Below are 26,033 nucleotides of genomic sequence, written 5' to 3'. Positions count from 1 at the left end.
TATAGCGCAGGCCTTTTTTTATGAAAATAATTTCGAAATTTGACGAAAAAACTTTATTCTTTCGACAAATTATTTTTTAAAAGGAAACAACGCATCGTTTGTCGAATGTGTAAGATGTAAAGGATTTCTAAGGCGGAATCCCTATATCTTATCTAGAGAGCGAGGTGTCGCAATGACTGTAATGATGCCGACAGATTACGATCGGTATTTATTTCATCAGGGAAATTTATTTCAGGCGTATCGTTCCATGGGCGCGCATTTAAGGGCTGAGAATGGACGATATGGAGTACGCTTTACAGTCTGGGCTCCTCACGCAGTAGCCGTATCCGTGACAGGGAATTTTAATCATTGGGATCCCACTTCTCATCCGATGGCGAAAATTGAAGAATCAGGTCTCTGGTCTTTATTTATCGAAGAGCTAAAGGAAGACGAACTGTATAAGTTCGCAGTCGAAACAAGTAGTGGAGAGGTTTTAATGAAATCTGATCCATACGCCTTTTTCTCTGAATTAAAGCCAAAAACCGCGTCGATTGTTAAGAAGGTGGACGAATATGATTGGCAGGATTCAAAATGGATGAACCAGCGACAGAAAACGGAACCGTATCATGGTCCACTGTCTATCTACGAAGTTCATCCTGGTTCTTGGAAAAGGAAAAAAGATGGATCGTATTACTCTTACAGTGATTTAACAAATGAATTAATCCCATATGTGAAAGAACACGGCTATACGCATATCGAACTTATGCCAATTATGGAGCATCCGTTTGACAGATCGTGGGGCTATCAGCTTACTGGCTACTTTTCGGTCACCAGTCGATTTGGTGAACCACAAGATTTGAAAGCGTTTATTGATCGCTGCCACCAAGAAGGTATTGGCGTTATTCTAGACTGGGTTCCAGCTCACTTTTGTAAAGATGCACATGGTCTAGGTCAATTTGATGGTGGTCCTGTTTTTGAACCTTCAGATCCAGCAAAGGCAGAACGCCAAAATTGGGGTACTTACAATTTTGATTATAGTAAGCCGGAGGTTGTAAGCTTCCTTATCTCAAATGCGGTCTTTTGGTTTGATTACTATCATATTGATGGGCTCCGTATTGACGCTGTATCGCAAATGTTACTTTATCATCACGATGATGGAAACAGCGTTGATGTAGGAGAAAATATAGCTGCGAAGGAATTTTTGCAGAAGTTGAACAAAACGATTTTCGAGAAATTCCCAAATGCCCTAATGATGGCAGAAGAGTCCACAGATTATCCTCTTGTAAGTGCACCAATTCATGAAGGTGGTCTTGGGTTCAACTATAAGTGGAATATGGGATGGATGAACGACGTTCTCAAATACATGGAAACCCACATGCCTGATCGGAAGCATCATCATAATTTGTTAACGTTTTCGTTTTTTTACGCGTTCTCTGAGAACTATCTTCTTCCTTTATCACATGATGAAGTTGTTCACGGGAAGAAGTCGTTACTTAATAAGATGCCGGGCGATTACTGGCAGAAATTTGCCAATCTTCGAACGTTATATGGTTATATGATGGCTCATCCGGGAAAGAAATTGCTGTTTATGGGTGGGGAATTCGGCCAGTATGATGAATGGAAAGATTTATCTGAACTGGATTGGATGTTATTTGATTATGAAATGCATAAAAAAATGAACACCTACGTGAAAGATTTAAATCATTTCTATTTAGAGTCAAGAGCAATGTGGCGAATTGATCATGAACAAGAAGGGTTCGAATGGATTGATGCGAATGACAATACTCAATCCGTGCTTACCTTTATGAGAAAGGGAAAAGCAAAAGGGGATTGCGATATAGCAATAATCAATTTTTCTCCGAATGTTTATTACGATTATCGAATAGGTGTCCCTTCATCAGGCGCATATATCGAAATGTTTACTAGCGATCAAGAAAAGTATGGTGGATCAGGTCAGCTAAACGCAGAAACGCTTCAGAGCGAGAAGCAACCTTATCATAATCAACCTAATAGTCTGATGCTAAAAGTTCCACCACTTGGTATTGTGATTCTCGGCAAAAAAAATAAAAGCAACCTTGAAAGGAGAAGTCGCTATGTCTAAAAAACGCTGTGTCGCCATGCTACTTGCAGGAGGACAGGGAACACGATTAGGAAAGTTGACCACACGTTTAGCAAAACCAGCTGTACCATTCGGAGGAAAATACCGCATTATTGATTTTACACTTAGTAATTGCAGTAATTCTGGTATTGATACGGTTGGGGTTCTAACACAGTATCAGCCTTACATACTCAATTCTTATATTGGGATTGGGAGTTCGTGGGATTTAGATCGTAAAAATGGCGGTGTATCAGTGCTACCTCCTTACCTGGGTCAAAAAGGTGGAGAGTGGTATAGAGGAACAGCTAATGCTATTTACCAAAATATGTATTACATTAAACAATATGATCCCGAATATGTACTCGTTATTTCAGGTGATCACATTTATAAAATGGATTATTCTGAAATGCTTGATTACCACGAGGAACGCGGTGCTGACGCGACGATCGCTGTGTTAGAAGTTCCATGGCATGAGGCTAGTCGATTTGGCATTATGAACACAGATGATGAAGATCGAATTGTTGAGTTTCAAGAGAAGCCAGCTGAACCTAAAACAAATCTTGCATCAATGGGAATTTATATTTTCAACTGGAAAGCTCTTGAGAAATACTTAACAGAAGATGAACAAAATCCAGAATCCTCGAATGACTTCGGTAAGGATATCATCCCTGCCATGATTGAGGATCAAAAAAATGTCTTCGCCTATTCCTTTGATGGATATTGGAAAGACGTTGGAACATTACAAAGTTTGTGGGAAGCGAATATGGATTTGTTAGATGATGATCCATCTCTAGTTCTAAACGATCCTGCTTGGAAGATTTATTCTGTTAATCCTAACCAGCCACCACAATACATTGCGCCACAGGCAAAGGTAACGCGTTCCCTAGTAAACGAGGGTTGCGTTGTCTACGGTGATGTTTACCGATCTGTCCTATTTTACGGTGTTCATGTAGGGCTTGGTAGTACAATTAAAAATTCAATCATTATGCCAAATGTAAAAATCGGTGCGAATGTTACGATCGAAAATGCAATAGTTGAAAGTGGTACAGTTGTAGAAGATGGTATGACGCTTGGATCCAATGATGGTTCCATTTCATTAATTGCAGATGGCGAAATTGTTTCGGTACCAAAATAGGATAGGAGGATGAATCGATGAAAAAAGTAGTAGGAGTAATTAATTTAGTCGACGAAAAAAACAACTTGAGTGAGTTAACAAATCATCGGAGCTTTGCCTCTGTTCCTTTTGCGGGTCGTTATCGCCTAATTGATTTTTCGTTATCGAATATGACAAACGCAGGTATTAATACCGTAGCGGTGTTTACCCGTGAAAAATATCGTTCCCTTTTTGATCACTTAGGTTCAGGAAGAGAATGGGATCTAGATCGTCACAGAGGAGGTCTGTTCTTTCAACCGCCTGCTGACCATGAGCGAAAAAGCGAAGGAGATATTAGTTCATTTTACGAAAACCTTTCCTACTTTAAAAGAAGTCTTTCTGATTATGTACTAGTGACAAATGGCCAGCTTGTGTGGAACGTAGACTTTGATCAAGTCATTGAAGAGCATGAAGCTCAAAATGCAGATATTACGGTCGTGTATAAGCCGTGTGATGATCCTTATACAAGCGGTAAAAATTATAATGTTCTTTACACAAATGACGATGAGCGTGTTGATCGTTTGAATCTTGATGTTGAGGCATTGCCAGGAGATAACGTATATTTAAATACTTTTTTAATGAAATCATCCCTCCTTATCTCTCTTGTTGAAGATAGTGTAGGTTCAGGTAAATACGATACAATCAATGAAGCTATCGCAGGTAGTCTAGATCGTTACCATGTTCATGCGTATCATTTTGGTGGATATGTTACTTTCATTGATAGCATTGAAAGTTACTATCGCTACAGCATGGAGATGCTAGATCCAAATGTTACACAGGAGCTTTTCTACAATAAAGGACCAATCTACACTAAGGTTAAACATGAGTCGCCTGCCAAGTATCTCGAAAGCTCAAATGTTTCAAATTCCCTTGTTGCAAACGGATGTAAAATTTCAGGGACTGTCGAAAATAGCATTTTGTTCAGAGGTATAAGAGTTGGTAAAGGGGCAGTTATTCGTAATAGTATTATCATGCAAAAATGTGAGATTGGTGAAGGTGCGATCATTGAGAACGTTATTTTAGATAAAGATGTTTCTGTTTCACCTGGTGAGACAGTTAGATCTGAAGATGAGCCACGTGTAGTTGCCAAATCCACTGTTATATAGTAGGAGGAACATGTAATGAATGTTTTATTTGCAGCGTCTGAGGGCCACCCGTTTATTAAAACTGGGGGCCTTGGGGATGTGATAGGAGCCCTACCAAAAGCTCTTAAAAACCAAGGTGTAAACGTTTCAGTTATCTTACCTAAATATGAAGATATGAACGAGACTTTTAAAAGTCAACTTAAGCTTAAGGATACGATTACAGTATCTGTAGGATGGCGACATAAGTACTGTGGCATAGAAATGCTTAAGTACGACGGAATCACGTATTACTTTGTTGATAATGAGTATTATTTTAAGCGGAGTGGAAGCTACGGGTACGCCGATGATGGTGAACGGTTCTCCTTCTTCTGTAAAGCAGTTCTAGAGGCTATTCCATATCTAGAGGAGCAACCTGATATTCTTCATTGTCATGATTGGCAAACAGGTATGATTCCGGTATTGAAGAAAGCACATTACCGTAATCATCCAACATACGAGTCGATTAAGGTTGTCTATACTATTCATAATTTGCGTTACCAAGGCATTTTTCCGAAATCAATTTTACATGACCTTCTCGATTTAAGTGAGCTTCATTTTAACAATGAGGGTGTTGAGTTTCACGGTAATGTCAGCTTTATGAAGGGTGGCCTAGTGTATTCAGATTACATTTCAACTGTAAGTCCTTCTTATGCTGATGAAATTAAATTGCCTTATTTTGGAGAGTATCTCGATGGCATCATGCGTAAAAGGGAACAAGATTTTGTTGGGATCATAAATGGCATTGACACAGAACTTTACAATCCTAAAACAGATCAGTCGCTTCCTTTTAGATACCAGAGCACGAACCAGCTATTGAAGGAGAAAAACAAAACAGACTTGCAAAAAAAGGTTGGATTGCAAGTTGGTGAAGGTATCCCTGTTTTGTCAATGATTACACGTTTAGTTGAACAAAAAGGGATTGATCTATTCTTCCGCGTTCTTCCAGAGATTATGGAAGAGAATGTGCAAGTTGTTGTGCTTGGTACTGGCGAAGAACAGTACGAGCATATGCTGCGTGAAGCCGAGGCACGTTATCCAGGAAGATTTTCAGCTCATATTTATTTCGATGATGGCTTTGCCCGTCAATTATATGCTGCATCTGATCTCTTTCTAATGCCTTCGCAGTTTGAACCGTGCGGACTTAGTCAGCTTATTGCACTTCGATATGGAAGTTTACCAGTCGTTCGTGAAACAGGTGGATTAAAGGATACCGTTATTCCTTTCAACAAGTACACGGGTGAAGGTCATGGTTTCAGCTTCGCAAATTACAATGCGCATGAGATGCTAGATACGATCAAGCTTGCTCTCAATCTTTACCACCATGATGAAAAAACATGGCATAAGTTAGTTGCGAGAGCGATGCAACTTGACTATTCGTGGGAAGCGTCTTCTGAAAAATATCTTGATTTGTATGAAAATCTATTAAAATAAATATAGATTTGTCCGATAAAAAAAGCAGGAGATTAATTCTCCTGCTTTTTTTTGATAATTTAAGGATTAAACTATAGTATAGGTAAGGAGAAGATAATGAATGCTTGCATGTTCAAAATGCAATAGGATTCCGGATATATTGTTTGAAGGATATTTAGAAATTTACACACCAGTCCCGCAACTAGTTGAAAGCCTGAAAGAAATTTTTAACATGGAATCGGCAAATCCAATTTTGATTTCCTACGATAATGCCAATAAGCTCAAAGAACTTTGTGAGATAATTAATTGTTCCTTTAATACTAAGGCTAAAGAAATGTTGTATTGCTCAACATTAACTGCACCTGGAATCAAGGGAGCAACATCCATACCTTTTCTTCAGTTTTATTCGCGGGTTCAGCGACCAGATTACATAGAAATTATGAATAATTCTTTGTTTACTAACCATATGCAGCCTATTATAAAGTTAGAGGACAATGAAATATCCGGTTATGAATTTCTAATGCGTCCTACCAATCAAGACTATCCTTTTCAGCCTTATGATTTGTTTCAAATGGCGAAAGAATCTGGATTACAATCCTACCTTGATAGCGCTACTAGAATTTCTTCTATTAAAGTAGGTGCAGAGTACCTCCCTAAAGGGATTAAGCGATTTATTAATTTTTTACCTTCTTCAATCTACGATCCAACGCATTGTCTTCGAACGACATTCAAGGCGGTTGAAAAATATGAAGTGGACCCAAATGATCTTGTGTTTGAGGTAGTAGAAACAGAGAAAGTTAATGAAATAGATCATCTGAAAAATATCTTTAACACCTATAAAGCTGAAGGTATGAAAATGGCACTGGATGATGTTGGAGCTGGGTTTGCAACTCAGGAGATGCTGCTTGAATTAAAGCCGGATTTCGCAAAAATTGATCGTAGTGTTGTTTCGTATTGTGATCAGGATGTTGGAAAGCAGTCTAAGCTTTCTGAGTTGGTTTCTATTGCAGAGGCAGAGGGGATTATACTTCTAGCAGAGGGGATTGAGCGGAAAGAAGAAGCTCAGTTTTGTCGAGAAGTTGGTATGACGTTTGGTCAAGGTTATTATTTTGGAAAACCCACAGAGCGTCCAGTTCCAAGGATGAAGCTATAATCTTTAAAGAGGGGACAGTCCCTTCTTTTTTGTTATGGAAATTTAGCTCCAAAACCGATATGCTTACGACAGATGAATTTAGTGAGGTGAAAGCGTGTTAACTTTTTATAAGCGGTATGCGAGAACGGCATTTGATATCGGACTGATCGTATTAACCGTGTTTCTTATTATGTTTGTATCCAGTTTCCTATTTGATATTGCCGCTCCAATTCTTGTGGGCTATGTCATCTTCTTAATTATTGAGCCTTTTGCTCGCTTTCTAAATCGGAAAGGGCTCGGTAAAACAGCAGCTACGACAATTTCAACACTGCTTTTTGTTTTAGTTGTGGTGAGTGTTGTTTTTCTTGCTGGAGCAATATTTGTTCTACAGTTACAAAATCTAATTGCATTAATTCCTGAGTACGTTGCTAAATTTCAGGAACAGGTGATGAGCTACGTTCATTGGGGGCAACTCCAGTTGAATGCACTTCCTCCAGATGTCCTACAAAAAGCACAGGATTTCTCTTTAACTTTAGTTGAAAAGGCTTCATTCATGCTTACATCATTCTTAAATAGCGTGTTTGCTTTTGTTACCTCGATTCCTACCCTTGTGATTAATTTTATCATTGGAATCGTTTTGGCCTATTTCTTAAGTATTGAAATCGACATGTGGAAGCGCATTGCAGAGAAACGCACGCCGAATACGTTTAAATCCGCTTATTATTTTCTAAAAGAGAACGTACTTAGTGGAATTGCCTCCTATCTGAAGGCTCAGCTTAAACTAATTACGATCACCTTCGTACTTGTTCTTTGTGGATTATGGATATTACGAGTCGATAATGCATTTACTCTTGCACTCTTATCTGCATTCTTTGATGTTTTGCCATTGCTTGGAGTATCTGCTATCTTCGTACCTTGGGCTATTTATCTATTCGCAGTTGGCGAGTCATCCCTTGCTATATCATTGTTAATTCTACTTGCAGTTGTGATGCTTGTTAGACAAATAATGGAGCCGAAAATAACCGGTGACTCACTTGGTGTATCGGCATTTACAATTCTATCATTCATGATTATTTCGCTATCGCTTTTTGGTATTGCAGGCGTTGTGTTATCGCCAATTTTACTCATTTTAATAAAAGCTCTATATGATCATGGTTATCTAAGTAAGTGGATTCATCTTCCGAGTGAAGAATTTCAAGATCGGAACGACCGCAGCTAGGAAGGAAGAATAAATTTGAAACGACCAGGTGTAGCAATTCTAATAACAGTCATTATTAGCGTAGTTTTTGCCGTTCTTTTACAGAAGAACCCTGAAGCTTTTCCCACTCCATTGAAAAAGGCACATGTTCCAGAAGAATACATTGATCTCTACAGAGAGGCGGCTGAAGAATATGAGCTACAATGGGAACTACTTGCAGCTGTCCACCGAGTAGAAACAAAGTTCTCAACGATGGAAACGCTCGAAAGTCCAAAAGGGGCGATCGGACATTATCAGTTTATGCCACTTACATGGATAGGGTGGAGCTACGGTGGGAGCAGGCTTGGTGAACTTGATAAAGATGATTTAGTTGATATAACCGATCTTAAATTAATCGACAAATACGGTGGCTATGGTAAGGATGGAAATGGTGATGGTAAAGCTGATCCATACAATCTAACGGATGCCGCTTATACTGCAGCGAGCTATCTTTCGGCAAATGGTGCAAGTGAAGGCAGACTTAAAAGCGCGCTATTCGCATACAACCAGAGTGATGAATATGTAGACGAGGTGCTTTCCTTTTATAATGAGTACAGGGAAAACGCTACGGTAGTTAAGCTCGAACAATGATCCTCTGGAATGGTAGAGCTTAGTCACATATGATAAAATCACGAATAGAAGGGGGAGATTGCATGAAAATTGTTTCAATCGAACCGACACCAAGTCCGAATTCGATGAAAATTAACTTAAGTGAAGAATTAGAAGCTGGTGATACGCGCCAGTATAAACTGGATAGCGATCTAACGGACGCGCCGGATTTCATTCAGAAATTGATGGCTGTACCAGGAGTAAAAGGTCTTTATCATGTGATGGATTTTATCGCACTTGAACGAAATGCTAGGTACGCTTGGGAAGATATCTTGCCGGGTGCTAGGGAAGCGTTTGGACAAGAAGTTGAAGAATCTTCTGCACCTGATGGGCCTAAAGTTGAAGACTTTGGAGAAGTAAAGGTCTTCATTCAGATGTTCCGTGATATTCCAATGCAGGTTAAGCTTGAAGAAGGGGACAAGGAACATCGTTTTGGTCTTCCTGATCGATTTATGGAAGCGGCTATGAGCGCTTCTTCAGCATCTGATAATATGGTTATGGAACGAGAGTGGAAAGAGCAAAGTCCAAGATATGGTGGAGCTGAAGACATCGGAACGGAAGTAACGGAAGAAATAGCAGCAACTTATAGCAAAGAGCGCCTTGACGAGCTTGTAAAATCTGCGTTTGATCCAAATCGAACAACTCAATCGAAAAAAACAGATAAGAAAAAAGTAACTCTAGAAATGCTTGATGATCCAGATTGGAAATCAAGGTATGCTTCTCTTGATCGAATGGATCCTGATCTTTCGGATTTACCTGTTCTTGAGAAAGCATTGGACGACGATAAAGCTTCTGTACGAAGACTTGCAGCTGTCTATCTAGGTATGATCGAATCAAAAGAAGTGCTTCCGCTACTGTATAGAGCTTTACGAGATAAGTCGGTGACCGTAAGGCGTACGGCAGGTGATTGTATGTCTGATTTAGGTTATATTGAAGCGATCCCAGAAATGATTGAATCGTTAAAGGACTCGAATAAACTCGTCCGCTGGAGAGCAGCGATGTATCTGTATGAAGTAGGTGACGATACAGCTATTCCAGCACTAGAAGAAGCGACTCAAGACCCTGAGTTTGAAGTGAAAATGCAGGCTGGTATGGCGCTAGAGCGCATTAAAGGCGGAGAAGAAGCCAGAGGATCTGTCTGGCACCAAATGACTCAGGCAAGAAAGTCCAATTAAAATCAGGAGGTATCGGATATGAACCCATACGAAGAATACATGCGCCAAATGGCACAACCAATGCGTGATGAATTAACATCAGCTGGATTTGAAGAATTAACAACACCTGAAGAAGTTGCGACCTTTATTACTGAAAAAAAAGGAACGTCTTTAGTTTTCATTAATTCCGTTTGTGGATGTGCAGCAGGTCTTGCACGCCCTGCTGCACGAGAAGCGATTGAGAATGACAAGAAACCAGAACACTTAGTCACAGTATTTGCTGGTCAAGACAGAGAAGCGACAGGCAAGATGCGTGAATACCTAGAAGGATATGAACCATCTTCACCTTCTATTGCACTACTTAAAGATGGTCAGGTCCTTCACTTCATTCCAAGGGAAGAAATTGAAGATCATGAAGTAGAAGAAATCGTTGAGAATCTAACAGGAGCTTTCGAACAATATTGTTAATGACAAACTCCACTCATCCGAGTGGAGTTTTGTCGCTACTTTAAGGAGGATATTATATGGATCATATTTTTGAACTGAAAGGTAGTTGGAAAGGCGGACTATCGGGTGTAGGCAAAATTAGTACCGATCATTTAACAACAGATGTATCCATCCCCGCTTCGATGGGGGGAAGTGAGGTTGGTACGAACCCAGATGAATTATTGTTAAGTTCATCTGCAGCATGTTATTTTATGACAATTGGTTTGTATTTAGAGCGAAACAAAGTTCAGTTTGAAGATATTTCAATTTCATCTAAATTAATCGTAAGTGAAAAAGGAAGACTACATGTAGAGTCGATTCACCATTACCCTGTTATTTATCTTACTGAAGAGCCGGATGCAGCATTAAGTGAACAAATTTATAAGATTGCTCATCAAGCCGAAGATGGGTGTATGATTACACGAGCCATTAAAGGGAATGTGAAAGTTATTGTGGAGCCATCAGTTAAACAAGTGTGATTTTTCTCTGTTTCATTAACCGTTGTTAGCTAGAAGGGCACTCCTTTTTCATTTCCTAATCATTATTAAATTGGCTATGTTAATGAACAATGTTGATTTTTGGCTCATTTACGCCCTGCCCATTCGCTTCNGACCTTTCAGCAGAGCTGAAAGGCGAGTGAAACTGAGGTTTCACTCGAATGAGCCAAAAATCGAGAAATCAACAATATGAGCTAACATAGCCATTAAATTAAGCGATACAGTTGCATTTCGAGTAATTTTTATTATAATTAAGATTTGGAACGGTTCAACGACTGGCAAAAAGGAAACAGTGAAATAAAGGAGATACTAGTATGGATAAAGACTATCGCGTATTATTGTTTTATAAATATGTACAAATTGATCAAGCGGAAGAATATGTTGAAGAGCATCTAGCCTTTTGTAAGGATAACAACCTGAAAGGCAGAATTCTTATTTCTGAAGAAGGCATTAACGGAACACTTTCTGGAACAATTGAAGATACTCAAAAATATATGGATATGATGCATGCTGATGAGCGCTTTGCTGATATGTTCTTTAAAATTGATGAATCAACAGAGCATCCGTTCAAGAAGATGCATGTTCGCTATCGTGAAGAACTTGTCACACTTAGACTGGAAGATAATCATAATCCAAATGATGTGGGTGGCAAGCATCTTAAGCCAGCAGAATGGCGTGAAGCGATGCAACAGGATGACGTTATCATCCTAGATACTCGTAATGACTACGAATATGACCTTGGTCACTTCCGTGGAGCGATCCGCCCTGATATTCAGAATTTCCGAGATCTTCCTGAATGGGTTCAAGAGAACCTTGCTGATCAGAAAGAGAAGAAAATTCTCACTTACTGTACTGGAGGCATTCGCTGTGAGAAATTCACAGGTTGGATGGTGAATCAAGGATTTCAGGATGTTAACCAACTTGATGGTGGTATCGTGACGTATGGTAAGGATGAAGAGACGAAGGGTGAACTCTGGGATGGCCAGTGTTACGTATTTGACGGTAGAATTTCCGTTCCAATTAATCAAAAAGACCATGTAGTAGTGGGAAAAGACTACTTCACAGGCGAGCCGTGTGAACGGTATGTTAATTGTGCTAACCCTGAATGTAATAAGCAAATTATTACGTCAGAGGAGAACGAGCATAAATATTTGCGCGGATGTACCCATGAATGTAGAACTTCTCCGCGAAATCGCTATGTCGCAGAACATGGTTTATCGCAAGAAGAAGTAGACGAACGTATTCAAGATCTTATGAAAGAGCATATTGAGCAAGAAGTATAGAAAAGCTAGCTGTCGCCTTCTCGACAGCTAGCTTTTATTTATCGTATCTTAATTTACTCACTTTAAGAAGGTGATCCACTCTTGATAATCGATTTCCTTCGATTTTATCAAGGTATTCGTGCAGTGTTAATTCCATCTTACATAGCGCTTGAAACAGATCCTGATGACGGAGCTCTTGGTTTTCAGGTGACAGTGAGATATACCCTGTTAATAAATCGGGTAATTCAGTAGTGAGCATTCGTTTCACAACATGCCGTTCTTCAAGATCCAGTGGTTCAAGTTCAGGCAAGATTTTTTGGAATAAATTGATTAGCCTCGTAGATCTAGAGTGTATGACCCCTTTTATGGGCGAATGTGAGGTAATTCGCTTTAAGTTATCAAGTTGATTTAGAAGCAAAGGATCAATAGCTGGCGAAGAGCTAGTACCAGTAGGTGATGTGCCTAGTAGAGAATGGTCCAACAACCGAATTCTTTGATAAATTCCAGTGAAAAATGGCGATCGTTTAATGTTTCTTTTAATGATACGACCTCTATCATTTATTAATATTGTACCTTGTTTACAGCGTCCGCGATCTTTTTTCGCTACCATTTGTCTTTCCCACTGAATGAAAAACTTTTTAGGCATTGACGATCTGTTTTTCTGACTGTCATAGCCAGACAGAAGAATGAGGTTTCGTCTAATTTTTAAGTAAATCGTATAGCCTTGTTCAGATCGCTTCCATTTCTGAGGTTTATCTGATCCTGGGTCAAGTTTATCAATAAATTCATCTAACAATCGTTCAGCGTAAGTGAGGAAGCTCGTTGAACTTGCATCTTGAAGAAGCGCTGGTTCCACCGTTTTGTATTGTGGTGGTAAAAGCTTTTCAAGCCACTGTGATTCTAGAGAATCGAAAAGCCCCATACTAGTACCCTCCTGTCCTTAAAATCGATCAGCCGCGTCAGAAAGTTGCTTCTGTCTCTGAGTCGAACTGTCTAATTTAGCTTTCATTTCGTTATTTAAGTCATTCATTTCCGTAATAAATTTCTTACCACTTTCGATAATTCGTACGTTTGATTTCTCGGTAATATCAATTGCGTCAAACACATCGTTATATGCTTTGCGGAAAGATTCTATTGCAATCGCTGGCTTTTCAAGGGTCTTAACAGTGTCTTCAGTATTTTGCTTTAACATCTCCGCATTCCGAAGTAACATGGATTCAGTCGCTTCGTTCACATTCTGAACTGCAGAAATGACTTTTTGTTGGTTACCTAGAGCAAGCTGAATCGATGCTGTAACAGTAATGATGTTTTTGGTCATGGTTACGGCATTAAAGATCGCTTCCTCAAGCTTTTCATTGTTCTCAATAATAAGATCAACTGAAGCCATGGATTGACGAAGGACCATCACCGCCTGAGACATATTTTTCACTCTGCTTACTACTTTCTGCTGTGCTTTCTGAATCGGGAGAGGATTTTCTTTCCACTCCTCTTTGCTAGCTTCGTCATCAAGCATCGTCATGAGCGTTTGCCCAAGCTCCATTTGCTCTTCAAGTCCAACGATTCGATCCCTCGCAACGTCTTTTAGTTCCTTCAGCATCACATTGTCTTCCTCAAGCTTATCTTTACCTGTTAGAAGAGATTCAACAATGACTTCAACTTGAGATTCAACAGTTTTGTACTTTTTAGCGTATTGTTCAACTTCGTTTCGTCCCATTACTCGGTTTACTAATTTATTGAGTTTACTCTTTTTAAGATAAGAGGGCTCAAGTTCTGAAACATGTTCTCGAAGTTTATGAAGATGATCGGGTAAATCATTATTGGGCTGGTCAATCATCCCTTTAACAGGCCTTTTCAGTGCTTCAAGTGATTCACCGGCACTTCTTTGTGCATCTTCTCCTAGTCCTGAAAGAGATTGTAGTAGTTTTTCCGTATCATCTTCATGATAAAAGCTTTGTATTATTTCTGCCGCTTTTTCACGCTGGTCGTTTGAATGTTCAGGTTGTTGACTCATATATGTCACTCCTTCAATAGAATGAAATCATTAGGATGTGTAGCTTTCTTATTCTATACGATTAGATTTCGAGAAAAGTTTCAAAACACCTTCAGCAACCCAATTCCCCTGGATCTCTTATGACAAACTTTCTAGAACAGATGAGTTGAAAGATTTGTAACGTGGTGGTATGTTTTAGACGGAATTATTTGAGAACGATAGGATGTGATGATAGATGAAAAACGTTAAACTTTATACTCAACCAGCTTGCCCGCCTTGTGAATTTGTGAAGAATTACTTCCAAATGCATGAAATTACTTATGAACTACTAAATATTAAGGAAAATACAGCTGCACGGAACGAGCTCATTAACGAACATCAATCGATGTCTACACCAACAATTGTTATTGATGGAGAAGTGATTATTGGTTTTGAGAAAGAACGGATCGATGAACTCCTTGAAATCACTTCTTAATGATACGTTACACCGATAACAAAAGGAGAGTGCATAGAATGATTGGCCAATTCATTAGAAATGAGCGAGATCAAGAACTAATAACGTTAGCAGAGAAGCACAGGATTGAACTAAGCGAATATGCAGAAATGATAGATAAAGATGCTACTGTACCGTCACACATTATCGACAACATGAAGATGTCTGGCTTAACCGCACTCCCTGTTCCTGAGCAAGCTGGGGGGAGGAGCATGACCCTTTATGAACTCGTTTTAATTCAAGAAGAATTAGGAAAAGGTGAAGCATCTGCCGCATTATCAATTGGTTGGCATCTTGGAATATTAAAAGATTTACACGACCGCAAACCATGGGCAGAAGAGACCTACGCGAAACTATGTAACGATGTTGTGAATGGATCGATTATTAATCGTGCTCAAACCGAGGAAGAGACGGGTGACCCTACACGTGGAGGTTTGCCTGCTACAATAGCGACCCCTGTTGAAGGAGGCTATACAATAACCGGGAGAAAAACATTTACAACGTTAAGTCCACACCTTGATCAGGTTATTGTAAAAGCAACATGTGAAGGTGTTCCTGCCGATTTTCTCGTTTCAATGAATTCTGAAGGTGTGCAACTTGAAAAAACGTGGGATACACTTGGGATGAGAGGAACAAGGAGTGACGATTTAATTCTTAACAATGTGTTCGTTCAAACAGGTGCGCTCCTTGAAACTTATGATAAAGAACGGAAAACAAAAGCGCTACCACCGGCTTGGCTGCTTCATATTCCAGCTGTCTACCTTGGAATTGCTGAAGCTGCAAGGGTAGAGGCTCTGAACTTTGTTTCGAGTTACCAGCCAAATAGTCTTGATACACCGCTAAAAGATGTTCCGCACATACAAGATAAATTCGGTAAAATAGCTCTTTCACTAGTAACAGCACGTCATTTTCTGTACTCTGTAGCGGATCAATGGGATCGGTATCCAGAGGAACGAATGATGATGCAACCTCAACTGTTTGCAGCTAAACACCAGGCCGTGAGTAGTGCGATGGAAGCTGTTGATTTATCAATGAGGATTGTTGGTGGCAGAAGCTTAATGAAGAAGAATAAATTAGAAAGACTCTATCGTGATGTTCGTGCAGGGCTTCATAACCCTCCGAGTGATGAATTAACACTTCAGGTGCTTGGAATGAGTCAGTTTAAAGAGTAAGATCGAAACTCCTTTCGCTGGAAGGAGTTTCTTTCTGTTCTGGTATGTGGAAGTACGTCCTGTGTTTCCCTATTGATTCAGATGACCAATTCCTCTATCCTTGAATACGTGATTGAGAACGGTATAGAAAGGATGGGGTCTATGATCAAATCGCTATCTATTCTTCTTACGATGAGCTTGTTGCTAACACTATTTTCTGCTCAATCTCATCATGTTGAAGCGAAGACGATGATTAAAGCTGGAACGTCTGTATTCGAAGAAGAAATGACAGTTCCTGAGTATGTATTACCAGAACCTGATACGAAACAGGATGTTGCTCTACTCTTAAACCTCCCTGTTAAACATATGAACGACGTAAAGCAAGTCACGAAAGATCAATTGTCCGTTACGAAGTATTCTGTAGAAGAAATTGAAATGTTAGCCAAATTAATTAATGGTGAGGCAAGAGGGGAGTCTTTTGAAGGGAAAGTAGCGGTTGCAGCTGTGACCGTTAATCGTGTCTCCTCTTCTGAATTTCCTAACTCTATTGAAGAAGTAATATTCCAGAGCGGTGCCTACACGGCTGTGTCAGATGGCCAGTATGATCGAAAGCCAGGTAAAGACGCTTACAAAGCTGTTTACACTGCGCTTATCGGAGAAGATCCAAGTTCAGGTGCGTTATTCTATTACAATCCTGAAACGGCTACAGATAACTGGATTCGAAGCAGGCATATTATTAAAGAGATTGGAAAGCATGTATTCACAAGATAAAATCCTCCTGACACAGGAGGATTTTATGATATCATCGACGTGAAGAATCATAGAAGATGAAGGAGTGAAGTTGTCATGTCAGAGCATAAATCATTTCAACCAGGAGAAATTGTTACAGCAGGTTACAAAACAGGAAGATATATCGGCGAAATTGTAGATTTGAAATCTCCAAAGGCTGTCGTAAAGATTCTTGCAGTTATGAAACACCCTACACAAGGTGATCTTCATAATCCAAAAGAGCTGGATGTTCCGCTTTTTCATCAGCGTAAAGCACTAGCAGAATTTGAAAAAGCGCTCGTTCCGATGTCAGCAATTAATCATTATGAGGGTGAAGTTCCTGATTATAAAGCATCATTACAAGAAGCACTGGATACACAATCTGCAGAATTAAAACACGAAGGTGGCCGCTGGGCAGAAGCTTCTTTAACAGAGATTGAAAAACTCAAAGATGATTATTTTCCAAAAAGCTAGTCTTCTTTACATCAATTAAGAGATAAGGTAAGATTTATTATTGGTTTAAGAAGACGTAAAGGTGGTTTTTGACTTGCAATCAGAAGCTTCAGCATATCAAGTGCTGTTATATTATCAGTATGTCGAAATAGAAGATCCTGCCTATTTTGCGAAAAAGCATCTAAAGTTTTGCCAATCTCTTAATTTAAGAGGTAGGGTGCTAGTAGGCGTTGAAGGTATAAACGGAACTGTTTCGGGTACAATTGAAGACACAGAACGCTATATGAAAGAACTAAAGGAAGATCCGCGTTTTGAAGATATGGTCTTTAAAATTGATAAAGTAGAAGGTCACACATTTAAAAAGATGCACGTTCGTGCACGCGATGAGATCGTTTCTCTTCGTCTCGAGGAAGATATTAATCCTAAAGAAATAACTGGTGATTATCTAGAACCGAAAGAATTTATGGAAGCACTAGAAGATGATGATGTGATCGTTATTGATGCGAGAAATGATTATGAATATGACATCGGTCACTTCAGAAACGCAATTCGTCCTGATATTAAAGCGTTTCGAGATTTACCTAGCTGGATTGAACAAAATTTAGCTGACCAAAAAGATAAAAAGGTTCTCACGTATTGCACAGGTGGAATTCGCTGTGAGAAATTCTCTGGATACCTCATGAAACAAGGATTTTCTGATGTTTCTCAGCTTCACGGAGGCATTGTCACATACGGAAAAGATCCAGAAGTTCAAGGTAAGTATTTCGATGGCAAATGTTTTGTATTTGATGATCGACTAGCTGTAAGTGTCAACAGGACTGATGAAGATAAAGTAGTAGGGAAATGCTATCACTGTGAGACGCCAGCAGATACGTATATTAATTGCGCGAATGTTGAGTGCGATAAGCTTCATATCGTTTGTGATTCTTGTAAAGAGACACATCAACATTATTGTTCATCTTCATGTGAAGAGCACGCAGTTAGTTTCCAGTAATGTAAAGCGCAGCGTTGATCGCTGCGCTTTTTTGTATCGTGAATCGTGAAGGGAGAAGAGTAGCTATGTGCTTAATTGGTATCGCCCTACATGCACATGAGAAATACCCGTTTATCCTCATCGCGAATCGAGATGAGTTCTATGAACGACCTACAGAACGAGCGCAGTTCTGGCAAGATGAACCTCAAATTCTAGCAGGTCGAGATCTTAAAGCAATGGGGACGTGGCTTGGCGTAACAAGCTCAGGGAAAGTTGCTGCACTAACCAATTATCGAGAGCCTGGAGAGAAGCCTAAAGAGAGATCCAGGGGAGATCTCCCATTAGACTATTTAAGAACAAATCAAAGCATCACTACATATATGGAAGAAGTGGATTCGAAAAGCACCGAATACAATGGCTTTAATCTGATTGCAGGGCATTTTAATGAATTGTATTACTACTCGAACCGTCAGAATCAAATCATTCAAATGCAAGAAGGAATTCACGGAGTTAGCAATCATTTATTAAATTCTAGCTGGCCAAAAGTTGATGGATTGAAAAACGAATTATCAAATTATCTTTCAAGTGAACCAGACATTCGTATTGATCACTTGTTTGAAATGCTTAACCAGGCAGAACCAGCCCCAGATGAGGCTCTCCCACATACGGGGGTACCAATCGAATGGGAGAGGATGTTATCTCCTATCTTTATTGCTTCTGATTCGTATGGAACAAGAGCCCAAACGATTATTACAGTTAATAATGAAGGTCATGTCACATTTACAGAGCGCTCAAAAGGACAAAAAACGAATGAAAAACATTTTGCGTTCATAATTAATCGCTAATCATTCATAATCGAAGCATTAGAAGAATACATTAGATGTTACCTGTACCTTTTACTATAAATAAAAATAAAAAGATTTGGTTTAGACATCGTCTAGCAGGGGTAATAATGAACTATTACTCATGAGGAGGGGTTTTTTTGAAACGAAAGCGTCACTATGTAGAAGATCAGCTTTTGAGGGAATCGTCTGACATGAAAGAGTACCGCAAATATGATTCTGATATGGTGACCAGAAAAAGACCAGAACTCAGCAGGAATAACAAAAAACCACTTATGAAATCGCCAGTATAAGCAGGGACTTTCCCTGCTTTTTTTATTTGGAAAAAGGGTTGCAATTGTTTTAGAAGGATGGTAAGATTACTCTTGTCCTCGAAAAAAACAAAAAACACATTAAAAAAAAGTGTTGACGAGTTAATGTGATACATTATATAATATAGAGGTCGCTGTTTAATGGAGGATTAGCTCAGCTGGGAGAGCATCTGCCTTACAAGCAGAGGGTCGGCGGTTCGAGCCCGTCATCCTCCACCATTTATTTTAAGTAGATTTCATAATACTTCGCAGGTCTAGCTCAATTGGTAGAGCAAGGAGCAAGACATCTACGAATAATCAACGACTTGTCTCGACGCAGTTTACTTCAAAGCAAAGCTAGTAGAGGAAGAGACAACAACATGAGTATGCATCATAATACTTCGCCGGTCTAGCTCAATTGGTAGAGCAACTGACTTGTAATCAGTAGGTTGGGGGTTCAAGTCCTCTGGCCGGCACCACACATGCGGGTGTGGCGGAATTGGCAGACGCGCTAGACTTAGGATCTAGTGTCTTACGACGTGGGGGTTCGAGTCCCTTCACCCGCACCATATAGTTTGCGAAAGTAGTTCAGTGGTAGAACACCACCTTGCCAAGGTGGGGGTCGCGGGTTCGAATCCCGTCTTTCGCTCCAGGAAACACGCGCCCGTAGCTCAATTGGATAGAGCGTCTGACTACGGATCAGAAGGTTAGGGATTCGACTTCTCTCGGGCGCACCAAAATGGGGCCTTAGCTCAGCTGGGAGAGCGCCTGCCTTGCACGCAGGAGGTCAGCGGTTCGATCCCGCTAGGCTCCACCATATAACACGGAGGAATACCCAAGTCTGGCTGAAGGGATCGGTCTTGAAAACCGACAGGGGCTTAATCGCCCGCGGGGGTTCGAATCCCTCTTCCTCCTCCATTTTGCGGGTGTAGTTTAGTGGTAAAACCTCAGCCTTCCAAGCTGATGTCGTGGGTTCGATCCCCATCACCCGCTCCATTTAGTTTTGGCCCGTTGGTCAAGCGGTTAAGACACCGCCCTTTCACGGCGGTAACACGGGTTCGAATCCCGTACGGGTCACCAACGAAATTTATATGATTGTATGTTAAGCATCTCAACGAGAATGCTTTTTTTGTTTGTTTTTTATCGGTACGTCTCCTTGTAATACCGCATACATTGGCTGTAACAAGAGAGAGGGGATGGACCGTATGTATTATGAAGAACATGAACATATTGAGTATCATTATGACATTGGTGACCAGAGTCGCCAGCAGCCTGTGACCGCTCCAACATCTAGTCCGCCAGCTTCCGAACCACCAAGACCTCAACAATCAGCACAAGCTGGGTTGCAAGCTGTCGATCCTGGGGCAATTAGAAGGTGTATGTATCGCTTCACTTATATTTGGATGAAGGGTGGAAACTCTTTTTGGTTTTGGCCAGTATTTGTTGGACGCACATCCGTATCTGGGTTTCGTTGGACAGGAAGAAGATGGGTTTATACAGGAATAGGCCTTAATCGAATTGATATGTTTACTTGTTAATCCAGTAAGGAGCGCTTAGCGCTCCTATAATACATAATATTTAGAAAAATAGAGTAAACATCTGGCTTTTTTAATTCGTTCATGCGAAAATAAAGAGAACAATTGAACTTTGAAAGTCAGGTGCGAACAATGAAATTCCCTCTTTGGATGAGAAAGTTATTCGTTGCATTTGTCGCTGTCATTACGCTTGGAACGGTTGTTCCAACAGGCTATCTCGCAGATGACAAAACAAAACCATCAGAGAACTATCAAGATGACAGCTTTCTACTAGTTGATACGAGAGACGAGCTTACAGATCTAAATGATAACGAAAGTCAGGATGAACTTGATTGGCCATCACTTGCTAAGTATGCACCATCCTCAGAACTGCTTACAGGTTTTGTGAACTATGCTAGCGTTCAATCAGAAGAGATTGGTTTAGTGAAATTTGGTGAAACGATTTCTAATCGCGTTGGTAATGAGTATACAGATACGATTGTACCTAAAATCACTGAAGCGATAGAATCATCAGTTAAACTGCTTGATGAAGAAACCATTCGATCGCTTCGTTTGACGGACAAGCCTTCAAGTGGTTATGGTGAACGTATTATGCACGTATACAATGAAGAAACAGGAGAAGATCTTCTTCGATTCCACGTAAGAAGAGACCATCCACCACAAGATGGGTACTGGTTTAATTTTCATTATCACGATGCTTCTGATGATTTTGAAGAACATTATGAAGTGGGTAAGATATATTGGGATAAAAACACTCCGCCTAAGTGGCTCTCTTAAGAGAGGCACGCGGAGTGTTTTTGGTTGGTAATAAGGGAGGACTACAACATAGATGGAACTTGTACAGTGTATTAGAGATGTTTTTGAAGAAGAGCCTTTATCTGGAGCAGAGAATCCGTTAGATAGAAAATTGTTTAAGGAAGGTAATTTCTATCCTGTCTATCGTGATGAGCACAATAGTTGGATAACAGTAGACGATGATGGAGAGCAGCACATTATTGCCTCAGGAGTAACGTTAATGGAGGACTTTTGGTTTACATTTCGATTTCGCATCGCATAGCAAAACGCCGCTTAATAAGCGGCGTTTTGCTATTTCTTTTTAGGTCGCGCGTTTTGCGGACCTCTTTTTTTATTCATAAGAAGGGCATTTTCGCCTTCTTTTTCACCTTGAACACCGGTTTTAGGGTCATATCCATTTCGGGTTTTCATTAGAAGTGCCTCCTTTTTTGGGATTCACTAATTAGAATGCCCGATTTGAATTAAAACATCGGATTTTCTTCAATGAATTGGTATACATTGTCTATAAGCTCATCTGGCGTATCACCAGTTACGCGTTCGCCATTTACGAGACAATACATTTCTTGGCTACAAAGTGTGCAATGGCCTAGACAAGAGTACTCAAGCACGTCTAAATCAGAATCTTTTTCAAGTATTTCCATTGCTTTATGTGAACCGCTTGAAAGATTGCTCATGCAGAATTCTACGATTGGATTCATCTTACATTCACCTCTGGTTCTTCATACATATTGTACACTGACTCTATTTTATCAAGAAGGAAGGAAAATAAACAACCATTTCACATTGTAGTAAGAATGAAGTATGAAATAAACGATACTATTTGTAAGAGAGGGGTTTATTTCTTGGAATTTAGGAAAAATAACATAATGAAGTCAATAGAGGAGGGTCATTATGCATAAAGCAGTAATTGTAGGCACAGGACCAGCAGGTTTAACAGCAGCCATTTACCTCGCGAGGGCGAATATGGAGCCACTAGTAATTGAAGGACCTGAACCGGGCGGTCAGCTTACTTTAACAACCGATGTCGAGAACTTCCCGGGGTTTCCTGATGGTGTACTTGGACCTGAATTAATGGAGAATATGAAAAAGCAGGCACTTCGCTTTGGCGCTACGATTGAACGCGGATGGGTGAAGGACATTGATTTCTCTGAGCGTCCTTATAAGCTCTCTACGGATACACTTGGTGATATTCATGCAGAATCTGTTCTGATCTCAACAGGAGCTTCTGCAAAACTTCTAGGTATTCCAGGAGAATCTGAAAATATGGGGAGAGGCGTTAGCACATGCGCAACGTGTGACGGTTTTTTCTTCAGAGGCAAAAAGATTGTTGTGATTGGTGGAGGTGACTCTGCAATGGAAGAAGCGACTTTCTTAACAAAGTTTGCATCTGAAGTCACTGTGCTTCATAGAAGAAACGAGCTTCGTGCATCTAAGATCATGCAAGAACGAGCTCGCAAAAATGATAAAATAACCTGGAAGTTGAATTACTCACCAGTAGAGGTAGTAGCAGAAAACAATAAGGTAAGTGGAATCAAAGTACAAGATAGTGATACAGGTGAAGAAGAAATTGTAGAAACAGATGGAATCTTCGTTGCGATTGGTCATCGTCCTAATACAGATTTCTTAAATGGAAAAATAGATATGGACGACCAAGGCTACATTAAGGTGGAGCCAGGAACGACCAATACGAATCTGCCAGGTGTTTTTGCTTGTGGAGACGTCCAAGATTTCACCTATCGCCAGGCTATAACTGCTGCAGGAACAGGTTGTATGGCAGCAATGGACTGTGAGCGATTTCTTGAAGGAAATGCGTTTATTGATTGGAGTATGTAACATAAGAGCGGAGGCCTTAGCCTCCGCTCTTTTTAATCGATGGGTAAATACGAAGAGTCTTCTTGTATACGATCATCCTTCGGTATTTTAATTTCTAGGATGCCATTTGCGTACTTGCCTTTAACGTTCTCCATTGAAAAGTGATAGGGTAACTTAATGATTCGACTTGTACTTGAATAAGATCGTTCCTGTTTATAAAACTTTTGTTTGTCATTTCGCTCTTCTTCGTAGCTTTTAGATTCAATTGAAATTCGAAGTCCATCTCCTAGTGGTTCAACCTTTATTTGATCCTTCGTAACTCCAGGTAGTTCTGCTTCCACAATAAAAGCTACATCTGTTTCGTAAAGGTCTACACGAAACGATTGGGCGGGCAGTAAATTTGCGAAGGGCTCTTTAAAGAAATCATCAAATGTATTCATCCAGCTTTGAATCGTAGGGTCCTGAAACAGTTTAGGCAACTTATCGCCTTTTTTCACTTCGCTTCATCCTCTCACTAATTTCTGATATACAATATGACAGGTAAATTAGAATGTTCCATCCGTGCTATAATGAAAACTTTCTTCGTGTTACAATAACTTGTAGTGAATTGAAGGAGGAGTAAGATGAAGACTTATTTAAACTTATGCGAAGAAATTCTACATAATGGAACCAAGAAATCAGATCGAACAGGGACAGGTACAATCAGCGTGTTTGGTCATCAGATGAGATTCGATTTACAGGAAGGATTTCCGGCTTTAACAACAAAGAAATTACATCTACGCTCTATCATTCATGAGCTACTTTGGTTCTTAAAGGGAGATACAAACGTAAAGTATCTGCAAGATAACGGCGTGCGAATTTGGAACGAATGGGCAGATGAAGATGGTGAACTTGGTCCGGTTTATGGACATCAGTGGCGATCTTGGAGTGCAAATGGAGAAACGGTTGATCAAATATCTAAAGTTGTTGAACAAATTAAAACGAATCCTAATTCTAGAAGAATGATCGTAACCGCTTGGAATCCTTCTCAAGTCGATGAAATGGCTCTACCTCCATGTCACTGTCTGTTTCAATTTTATGTGGCAGATGGAAAACTTTCTTGTCAGTTATACCAGCGCTCAGCTGACGTGTTCCTTGGTGTCCCATTCAATATTGCTTCGTACGCGTTACTAACAATGATGATGGCGCAAGTATGTGACTTAGAACCCGGTGAATTCATTCATACCTTAGGTGATGCTCATATCTACAATAACCATATTGAACAAGTACAACTACAGCTAACGCGAGATACGCGTACTCTTCCAAAGATGAAAATCAATCCAGATGTGAAATCGATTTTTGATTTCACATTCGATGATTTTGAGTTAATCGAGTACGATCCTCACCCACACATTAAAGGGGAGGTTTCTGTATGATTTCATTTCTACTCGCTATGGATGAACAGAATTTAATTGGCAAAAACAACGATCTACCATGGCATATCCCTGCTGACCTTGCATACTTTAAAAGAATGACAACAGGAAAGCCAATTGTGATGGGAAGAAAAACGTTTGAATCGATTGGCAAAGCTCTACCTGGACGAGAGAACTATTTGATTACAAGAAAAGATCTTGAGTATGAAGGAGTCACAACACTCCATTCGGTTGAAGCATTTTATGAAATGACCCAAAATGAAGAAAAAGAATGGTTTGTTATAGGAGGAGCAGAAATATACAAACAGCTATTACCTCGCGCTGATCGATTGTATATTACTGAAATTCATGAATCATTTGAAGGAGATACGTATTTCCCTTCATTCTCAAAGGATGAGTGGAAAGAAACATCAAGGGAAAAGCATTCAAGTGACGATAGAAATAAATACGCTTTTGATTTTGTGGTCTATGATCGCAAATAACGAAAAACCCCAGAGTGTGGAGATCGATCACTCTGGGGTTTTCTTATGTTTTTGGAAATGTAAATCCTTCACCAAATACGTCTCTTACATCATGTACAACAACAAATGCTTTATCATCAACCTGTTGAATCATCTTTTTTAATAGAAATAGTTCTTGCTTATTAATGACAACATACAAAATATCTTTTGCTTCATTCGAATAATGACCTCGTGCGTTGATAACCGTAACGCCTCGATCCATTTCAGCACTTACTTTTTCAGCGATGGCTAGTGTGTTTTGAGAAATAATTGTAACAGCTTTTCTAGTATCGAAACCGTCAATCAAGTAATCTAATATTTTCGTACTAATATAGATTGAAATACCTGTATACATCGTATTCTCAATCCCAATAACGACAGATGAACCAAGAACAACTAGAATATCGAATACAAACATGGATGTACTAACACTCCAGCCAAAATGCTGATTTAGCATACGAGCGATAATAGTCGAACCTCCCGTTGTTCCACCTGAGCGCAAGACTAGTCCAAGTCCAATTCCGATAAATACGCCTGCAAAGACTGTTCCTAGCATAATATCGAGTGGATTTCCCATGCCTTCTGTTAAATGAATAAAAAGGGACGTAAAGAAGATCGCAATCATTGTATACCACGTTACTCGTTTATTTAGAACCTTATAGCCGATTGCTAATAGAACACCATTCATAACAAAGTTCGTAATACCTGGCGACCATCCTAGAAGGTAGTAAAGCGTCATCGAAATACCTGTAACGCCGCCCTCACCAAGTTCATTAGGAATAGCAAACCAGTTTACGCCAAGCGCAAAGAACAGGGATCCAATAATAATTAGCGTAATTTCTTTCCCTGTGTTATTCATATAATCACTCCGTTCTATT

The 26,033-nt window shown here is 39.8% G+C and carries 29 protein-coding genes and 9 tRNA genes; 33 read left to right on the top strand and 5 right to left on the bottom strand.

Going from position 1 to position 26,033, the window contains the following annotated elements; all coding sequences use genetic code 11:
- Window positions 1–172: 172 nt before the first annotated feature.
- From glgB to trhO (AB986_RS04335), 11 genes are all read left to right on the top strand, one after another.
- Window positions 173–2,080 carry a 1,4-alpha-glucan branching protein GlgB gene (gene glgB / locus AB986_RS04385; protein ID WP_048309650.1) on the top strand — a complete coding sequence of 636 codons (1,908 nt, stop codon included), beginning with the start codon at window positions 173–175 and terminating at the stop codon, window positions 2,078–2,080.
- The gene (locus AB986_RS04380) at window positions 2,073–3,212 is read left to right on the top strand and encodes a glucose-1-phosphate adenylyltransferase (protein WP_048309649.1); all 1,140 of its coding nucleotides are present in this window, start codon (window positions 2,073–2,075) and stop codon (window positions 3,210–3,212) included. Before glgB ends, AB986_RS04380 begins: the two co-directional genes overlap by 8 nt.
- A gap of 17 nt (window positions 3,213–3,229) precedes the next feature.
- Complete coding sequence (gene glgD, locus AB986_RS04375; protein WP_048309648.1) at window positions 3,230–4,336, top strand: glucose-1-phosphate adenylyltransferase subunit GlgD; 1,107 nt, start codon at window positions 3,230–3,232, stop codon at window positions 4,334–4,336.
- A 15-nt stretch (window positions 4,337–4,351) separates the two neighbouring features.
- Window positions 4,352–5,785, top strand: coding sequence for a glycogen synthase GlgA (gene glgA, locus AB986_RS04370; protein WP_048309647.1), 1,434 nt, complete (start codon window positions 4,352–4,354; stop codon window positions 5,783–5,785).
- 100 nt (window positions 5,786–5,885) lie between these two features.
- The gene (locus tag AB986_RS04365; RefSeq protein WP_048309646.1) at window positions 5,886–6,917 is read left to right on the top strand and encodes an EAL domain-containing protein; all 1,032 of its coding nucleotides are present in this window, start codon (window positions 5,886–5,888) and stop codon (window positions 6,915–6,917) included.
- A 94-nt stretch (window positions 6,918–7,011) separates the two neighbouring features.
- Complete coding sequence (ytvI, locus tag AB986_RS04360; protein WP_048309645.1) at window positions 7,012–8,115, top strand: sporulation integral membrane protein YtvI; 1,104 nt, start codon at window positions 7,012–7,014, stop codon at window positions 8,113–8,115.
- 15 nt (window positions 8,116–8,130) lie between these two features.
- Window positions 8,131–8,724 (top strand): lytic transglycosylase domain-containing protein, encoded by a 594-nt coding sequence (locus AB986_RS04355; protein WP_048309644.1) that lies wholly within the window; start codon window positions 8,131–8,133, stop codon window positions 8,722–8,724.
- A gap of 62 nt (window positions 8,725–8,786) precedes the next feature.
- On the top strand, window positions 8,787–9,917 hold the full coding sequence (locus tag AB986_RS04350) for a conserved virulence factor C family protein (protein ID WP_048309643.1): 1,131 nt from the start codon (window positions 8,787–8,789) through the stop codon (window positions 9,915–9,917).
- 18 nt (window positions 9,918–9,935) lie between these two features.
- Window positions 9,936–10,364 carry a BrxA/BrxB family bacilliredoxin gene (locus tag AB986_RS04345; RefSeq protein WP_048309642.1) on the top strand — a complete coding sequence of 143 codons (429 nt, stop codon included), beginning with the start codon at window positions 9,936–9,938 and terminating at the stop codon, window positions 10,362–10,364.
- A 56-nt stretch (window positions 10,365–10,420) separates the two neighbouring features.
- Window positions 10,421–10,861 (top strand): OsmC family protein, encoded by a 441-nt coding sequence (locus tag AB986_RS04340; protein ID WP_048309641.1) that lies wholly within the window; start codon window positions 10,421–10,423, stop codon window positions 10,859–10,861.
- A gap of 332 nt (window positions 10,862–11,193) precedes the next feature.
- Complete coding sequence (trhO, locus tag AB986_RS04335) at window positions 11,194–12,162, top strand: oxygen-dependent tRNA uridine(34) hydroxylase TrhO (protein ID WP_048309640.1); 969 nt, start codon at window positions 11,194–11,196, stop codon at window positions 12,160–12,162.
- 34 nt (window positions 12,163–12,196) lie between these two features.
- Here the strand turns inward: trhO (AB986_RS04335) and AB986_RS04330 are convergent, their stop codons facing one another.
- Together AB986_RS04330 and AB986_RS04325 are read right to left on the bottom strand one after the other, a co-directional pair.
- The gene (locus AB986_RS04330; protein WP_048309639.1) at window positions 12,197–13,063 is read right to left on the bottom strand and encodes a hypothetical protein; all 867 of its coding nucleotides are present in this window, start codon (window positions 13,061–13,063) and stop codon (window positions 12,197–12,199) included.
- A gap of 18 nt (window positions 13,064–13,081) precedes the next feature.
- The gene (locus AB986_RS04325; RefSeq protein ID WP_048309638.1) at window positions 13,082–14,152 is read right to left on the bottom strand and encodes a toxic anion resistance protein; all 1,071 of its coding nucleotides are present in this window, start codon (window positions 14,150–14,152) and stop codon (window positions 13,082–13,084) included.
- Window positions 14,153–14,366: 214 nt separating this feature from the next.
- Between AB986_RS04325 and AB986_RS04320 the strand changes: the two genes are divergently transcribed.
- The 19 genes from AB986_RS04320 to AB986_RS04235 all read left to right on the top strand — a co-directional run bounded on the left by AB986_RS04320 (window position 14,367) and on the right by AB986_RS04235 (window position 21,693).
- Window positions 14,367–14,606: a glutaredoxin domain-containing protein gene (locus tag AB986_RS04320; protein WP_048309637.1), complete on the top strand. Its 240-nt coding sequence runs from the start codon at window positions 14,367–14,369 to the stop codon at window positions 14,604–14,606.
- A 38-nt stretch (window positions 14,607–14,644) separates the two neighbouring features.
- Entirely contained in the window at window positions 14,645–15,796 is a 1,152-nt protein-coding gene (locus tag AB986_RS04315) for an acyl-CoA dehydrogenase family protein (protein ID WP_053216033.1), read from the top strand.
- A 141-nt stretch (window positions 15,797–15,937) separates the two neighbouring features.
- Window positions 15,938–16,546, top strand: a complete 609-nt coding sequence (locus tag AB986_RS21060; protein WP_053216032.1) for a cell wall hydrolase — start codon at window positions 15,938–15,940, stop codon at window positions 16,544–16,546.
- A gap of 75 nt (window positions 16,547–16,621) precedes the next feature.
- Complete coding sequence (kapB, locus tag AB986_RS04305; protein WP_048309635.1) at window positions 16,622–17,017, top strand: kinase-associated lipoprotein KapB; 396 nt, start codon at window positions 16,622–16,624, stop codon at window positions 17,015–17,017.
- 73 nt (window positions 17,018–17,090) lie between these two features.
- Window positions 17,091–17,990, top strand: coding sequence for an oxygen-dependent tRNA uridine(34) hydroxylase TrhO (gene trhO / locus AB986_RS04300; protein WP_048309634.1), 900 nt, complete (start codon window positions 17,091–17,093; stop codon window positions 17,988–17,990).
- 65 nt (window positions 17,991–18,055) lie between these two features.
- Window positions 18,056–18,814, top strand: coding sequence for an NRDE family protein (locus AB986_RS04295; protein ID WP_048309633.1), 759 nt, complete (start codon window positions 18,056–18,058; stop codon window positions 18,812–18,814).
- 137 nt (window positions 18,815–18,951) lie between these two features.
- On the top strand, window positions 18,952–19,104 hold the full coding sequence (locus AB986_RS22220) for a hypothetical protein (protein WP_161797327.1): 153 nt from the start codon (window positions 18,952–18,954) through the stop codon (window positions 19,102–19,104).
- A gap of 161 nt (window positions 19,105–19,265) precedes the next feature.
- Window positions 19,266–19,341: transfer RNA gene (locus AB986_RS04290), tRNA-Val, on the top strand.
- Between the two features lie 163 nt (window positions 19,342–19,504).
- A tRNA-Thr gene (locus AB986_RS04285) sits at window positions 19,505–19,580 on the top strand.
- Window positions 19,581–19,585: 5 nt separating this feature from the next.
- Window positions 19,586–19,670 (top strand) — tRNA-Leu (locus AB986_RS04280).
- 8 nt (window positions 19,671–19,678) lie between these two features.
- Window positions 19,679–19,753 (top strand) — tRNA-Gly (locus AB986_RS04275).
- 8 nt (window positions 19,754–19,761) lie between these two features.
- A tRNA-Arg gene (locus tag AB986_RS04270) sits at window positions 19,762–19,838 on the top strand.
- A 4-nt stretch (window positions 19,839–19,842) separates the two neighbouring features.
- Window positions 19,843–19,918, top strand: a tRNA-Ala gene (locus AB986_RS04265).
- A gap of 8 nt (window positions 19,919–19,926) precedes the next feature.
- A tRNA-Ser gene (locus tag AB986_RS04260) sits at window positions 19,927–20,019 on the top strand.
- A gap of 4 nt (window positions 20,020–20,023) precedes the next feature.
- A tRNA-Gly gene (locus AB986_RS04255) sits at window positions 20,024–20,097 on the top strand.
- Between the two features lie 9 nt (window positions 20,098–20,106).
- Window positions 20,107–20,181: transfer RNA gene (locus AB986_RS04250), tRNA-Glu, on the top strand.
- A 125-nt stretch (window positions 20,182–20,306) separates the two neighbouring features.
- The gene (locus AB986_RS04245; RefSeq protein WP_084006389.1) at window positions 20,307–20,639 is read left to right on the top strand and encodes a hypothetical protein; all 333 of its coding nucleotides are present in this window, start codon (window positions 20,307–20,309) and stop codon (window positions 20,637–20,639) included.
- 129 nt (window positions 20,640–20,768) lie between these two features.
- Window positions 20,769–21,413: a YpjP family protein gene (locus AB986_RS04240; protein WP_048309632.1), complete on the top strand. Its 645-nt coding sequence runs from the start codon at window positions 20,769–20,771 to the stop codon at window positions 21,411–21,413.
- A 52-nt stretch (window positions 21,414–21,465) separates the two neighbouring features.
- Window positions 21,466–21,693, top strand: a complete 228-nt coding sequence (locus tag AB986_RS04235) for a hypothetical protein (protein WP_048309631.1) — start codon at window positions 21,466–21,468, stop codon at window positions 21,691–21,693.
- Between the two features lie 199 nt (window positions 21,694–21,892).
- On the opposite strand, the gene AB986_RS04230 is transcribed toward AB986_RS04235, so the two are convergent.
- Entirely contained in the window at window positions 21,893–22,129 is a 237-nt protein-coding gene (locus AB986_RS04230) for a YuzB family protein (RefSeq protein WP_048309630.1), read from the bottom strand.
- Between the two features lie 193 nt (window positions 22,130–22,322).
- Here AB986_RS04230 and trxB point away from each other — a divergent pair, with 193 nt between their 5' ends.
- On the top strand, window positions 22,323–23,264 hold the full coding sequence (gene trxB, locus AB986_RS04225) for a thioredoxin-disulfide reductase (RefSeq protein ID WP_048309629.1): 942 nt from the start codon (window positions 22,323–22,325) through the stop codon (window positions 23,262–23,264).
- Between the two features lie 32 nt (window positions 23,265–23,296).
- Here the strand turns inward: trxB and AB986_RS04220 are convergent, their stop codons facing one another.
- Window positions 23,297–23,740 (bottom strand): Hsp20/alpha crystallin family protein, encoded by a 444-nt coding sequence (locus AB986_RS04220; protein WP_053216031.1) that lies wholly within the window; start codon window positions 23,738–23,740, stop codon window positions 23,297–23,299.
- A gap of 126 nt (window positions 23,741–23,866) precedes the next feature.
- Here AB986_RS04220 and AB986_RS04215 point away from each other — a divergent pair, with 126 nt between their 5' ends.
- Complete coding sequence (locus tag AB986_RS04215) at window positions 23,867–24,658, top strand: thymidylate synthase (RefSeq protein WP_048309628.1); 792 nt, start codon at window positions 23,867–23,869, stop codon at window positions 24,656–24,658.
- On the top strand, window positions 24,655–25,137 hold the full coding sequence (locus AB986_RS04210; protein WP_048309627.1) for a dihydrofolate reductase: 483 nt from the start codon (window positions 24,655–24,657) through the stop codon (window positions 25,135–25,137). Before AB986_RS04215 ends, AB986_RS04210 begins: the two co-directional genes overlap by 4 nt.
- 43 nt (window positions 25,138–25,180) lie before the next feature.
- Here the strand turns inward: AB986_RS04210 and AB986_RS04205 are convergent, their stop codons facing one another.
- The gene (locus tag AB986_RS04205; protein ID WP_048309626.1) at window positions 25,181–26,014 is read right to left on the bottom strand and encodes a YitT family protein; all 834 of its coding nucleotides are present in this window, start codon (window positions 26,012–26,014) and stop codon (window positions 25,181–25,183) included.
- Window positions 26,015–26,033 lie beyond the last annotated feature (19 nt).

The organism is Guptibacillus hwajinpoensis, assembly GCF_001039475.1.
Classification (GTDB): Bacteria; Bacillota; Bacilli; order Bacillales; family Guptibacillaceae; genus Guptibacillus; species Guptibacillus hwajinpoensis.
Note: the sequence above shows the minus strand (reverse complement) of the source record. Positions and strands in the feature narration are given on the sequence as shown.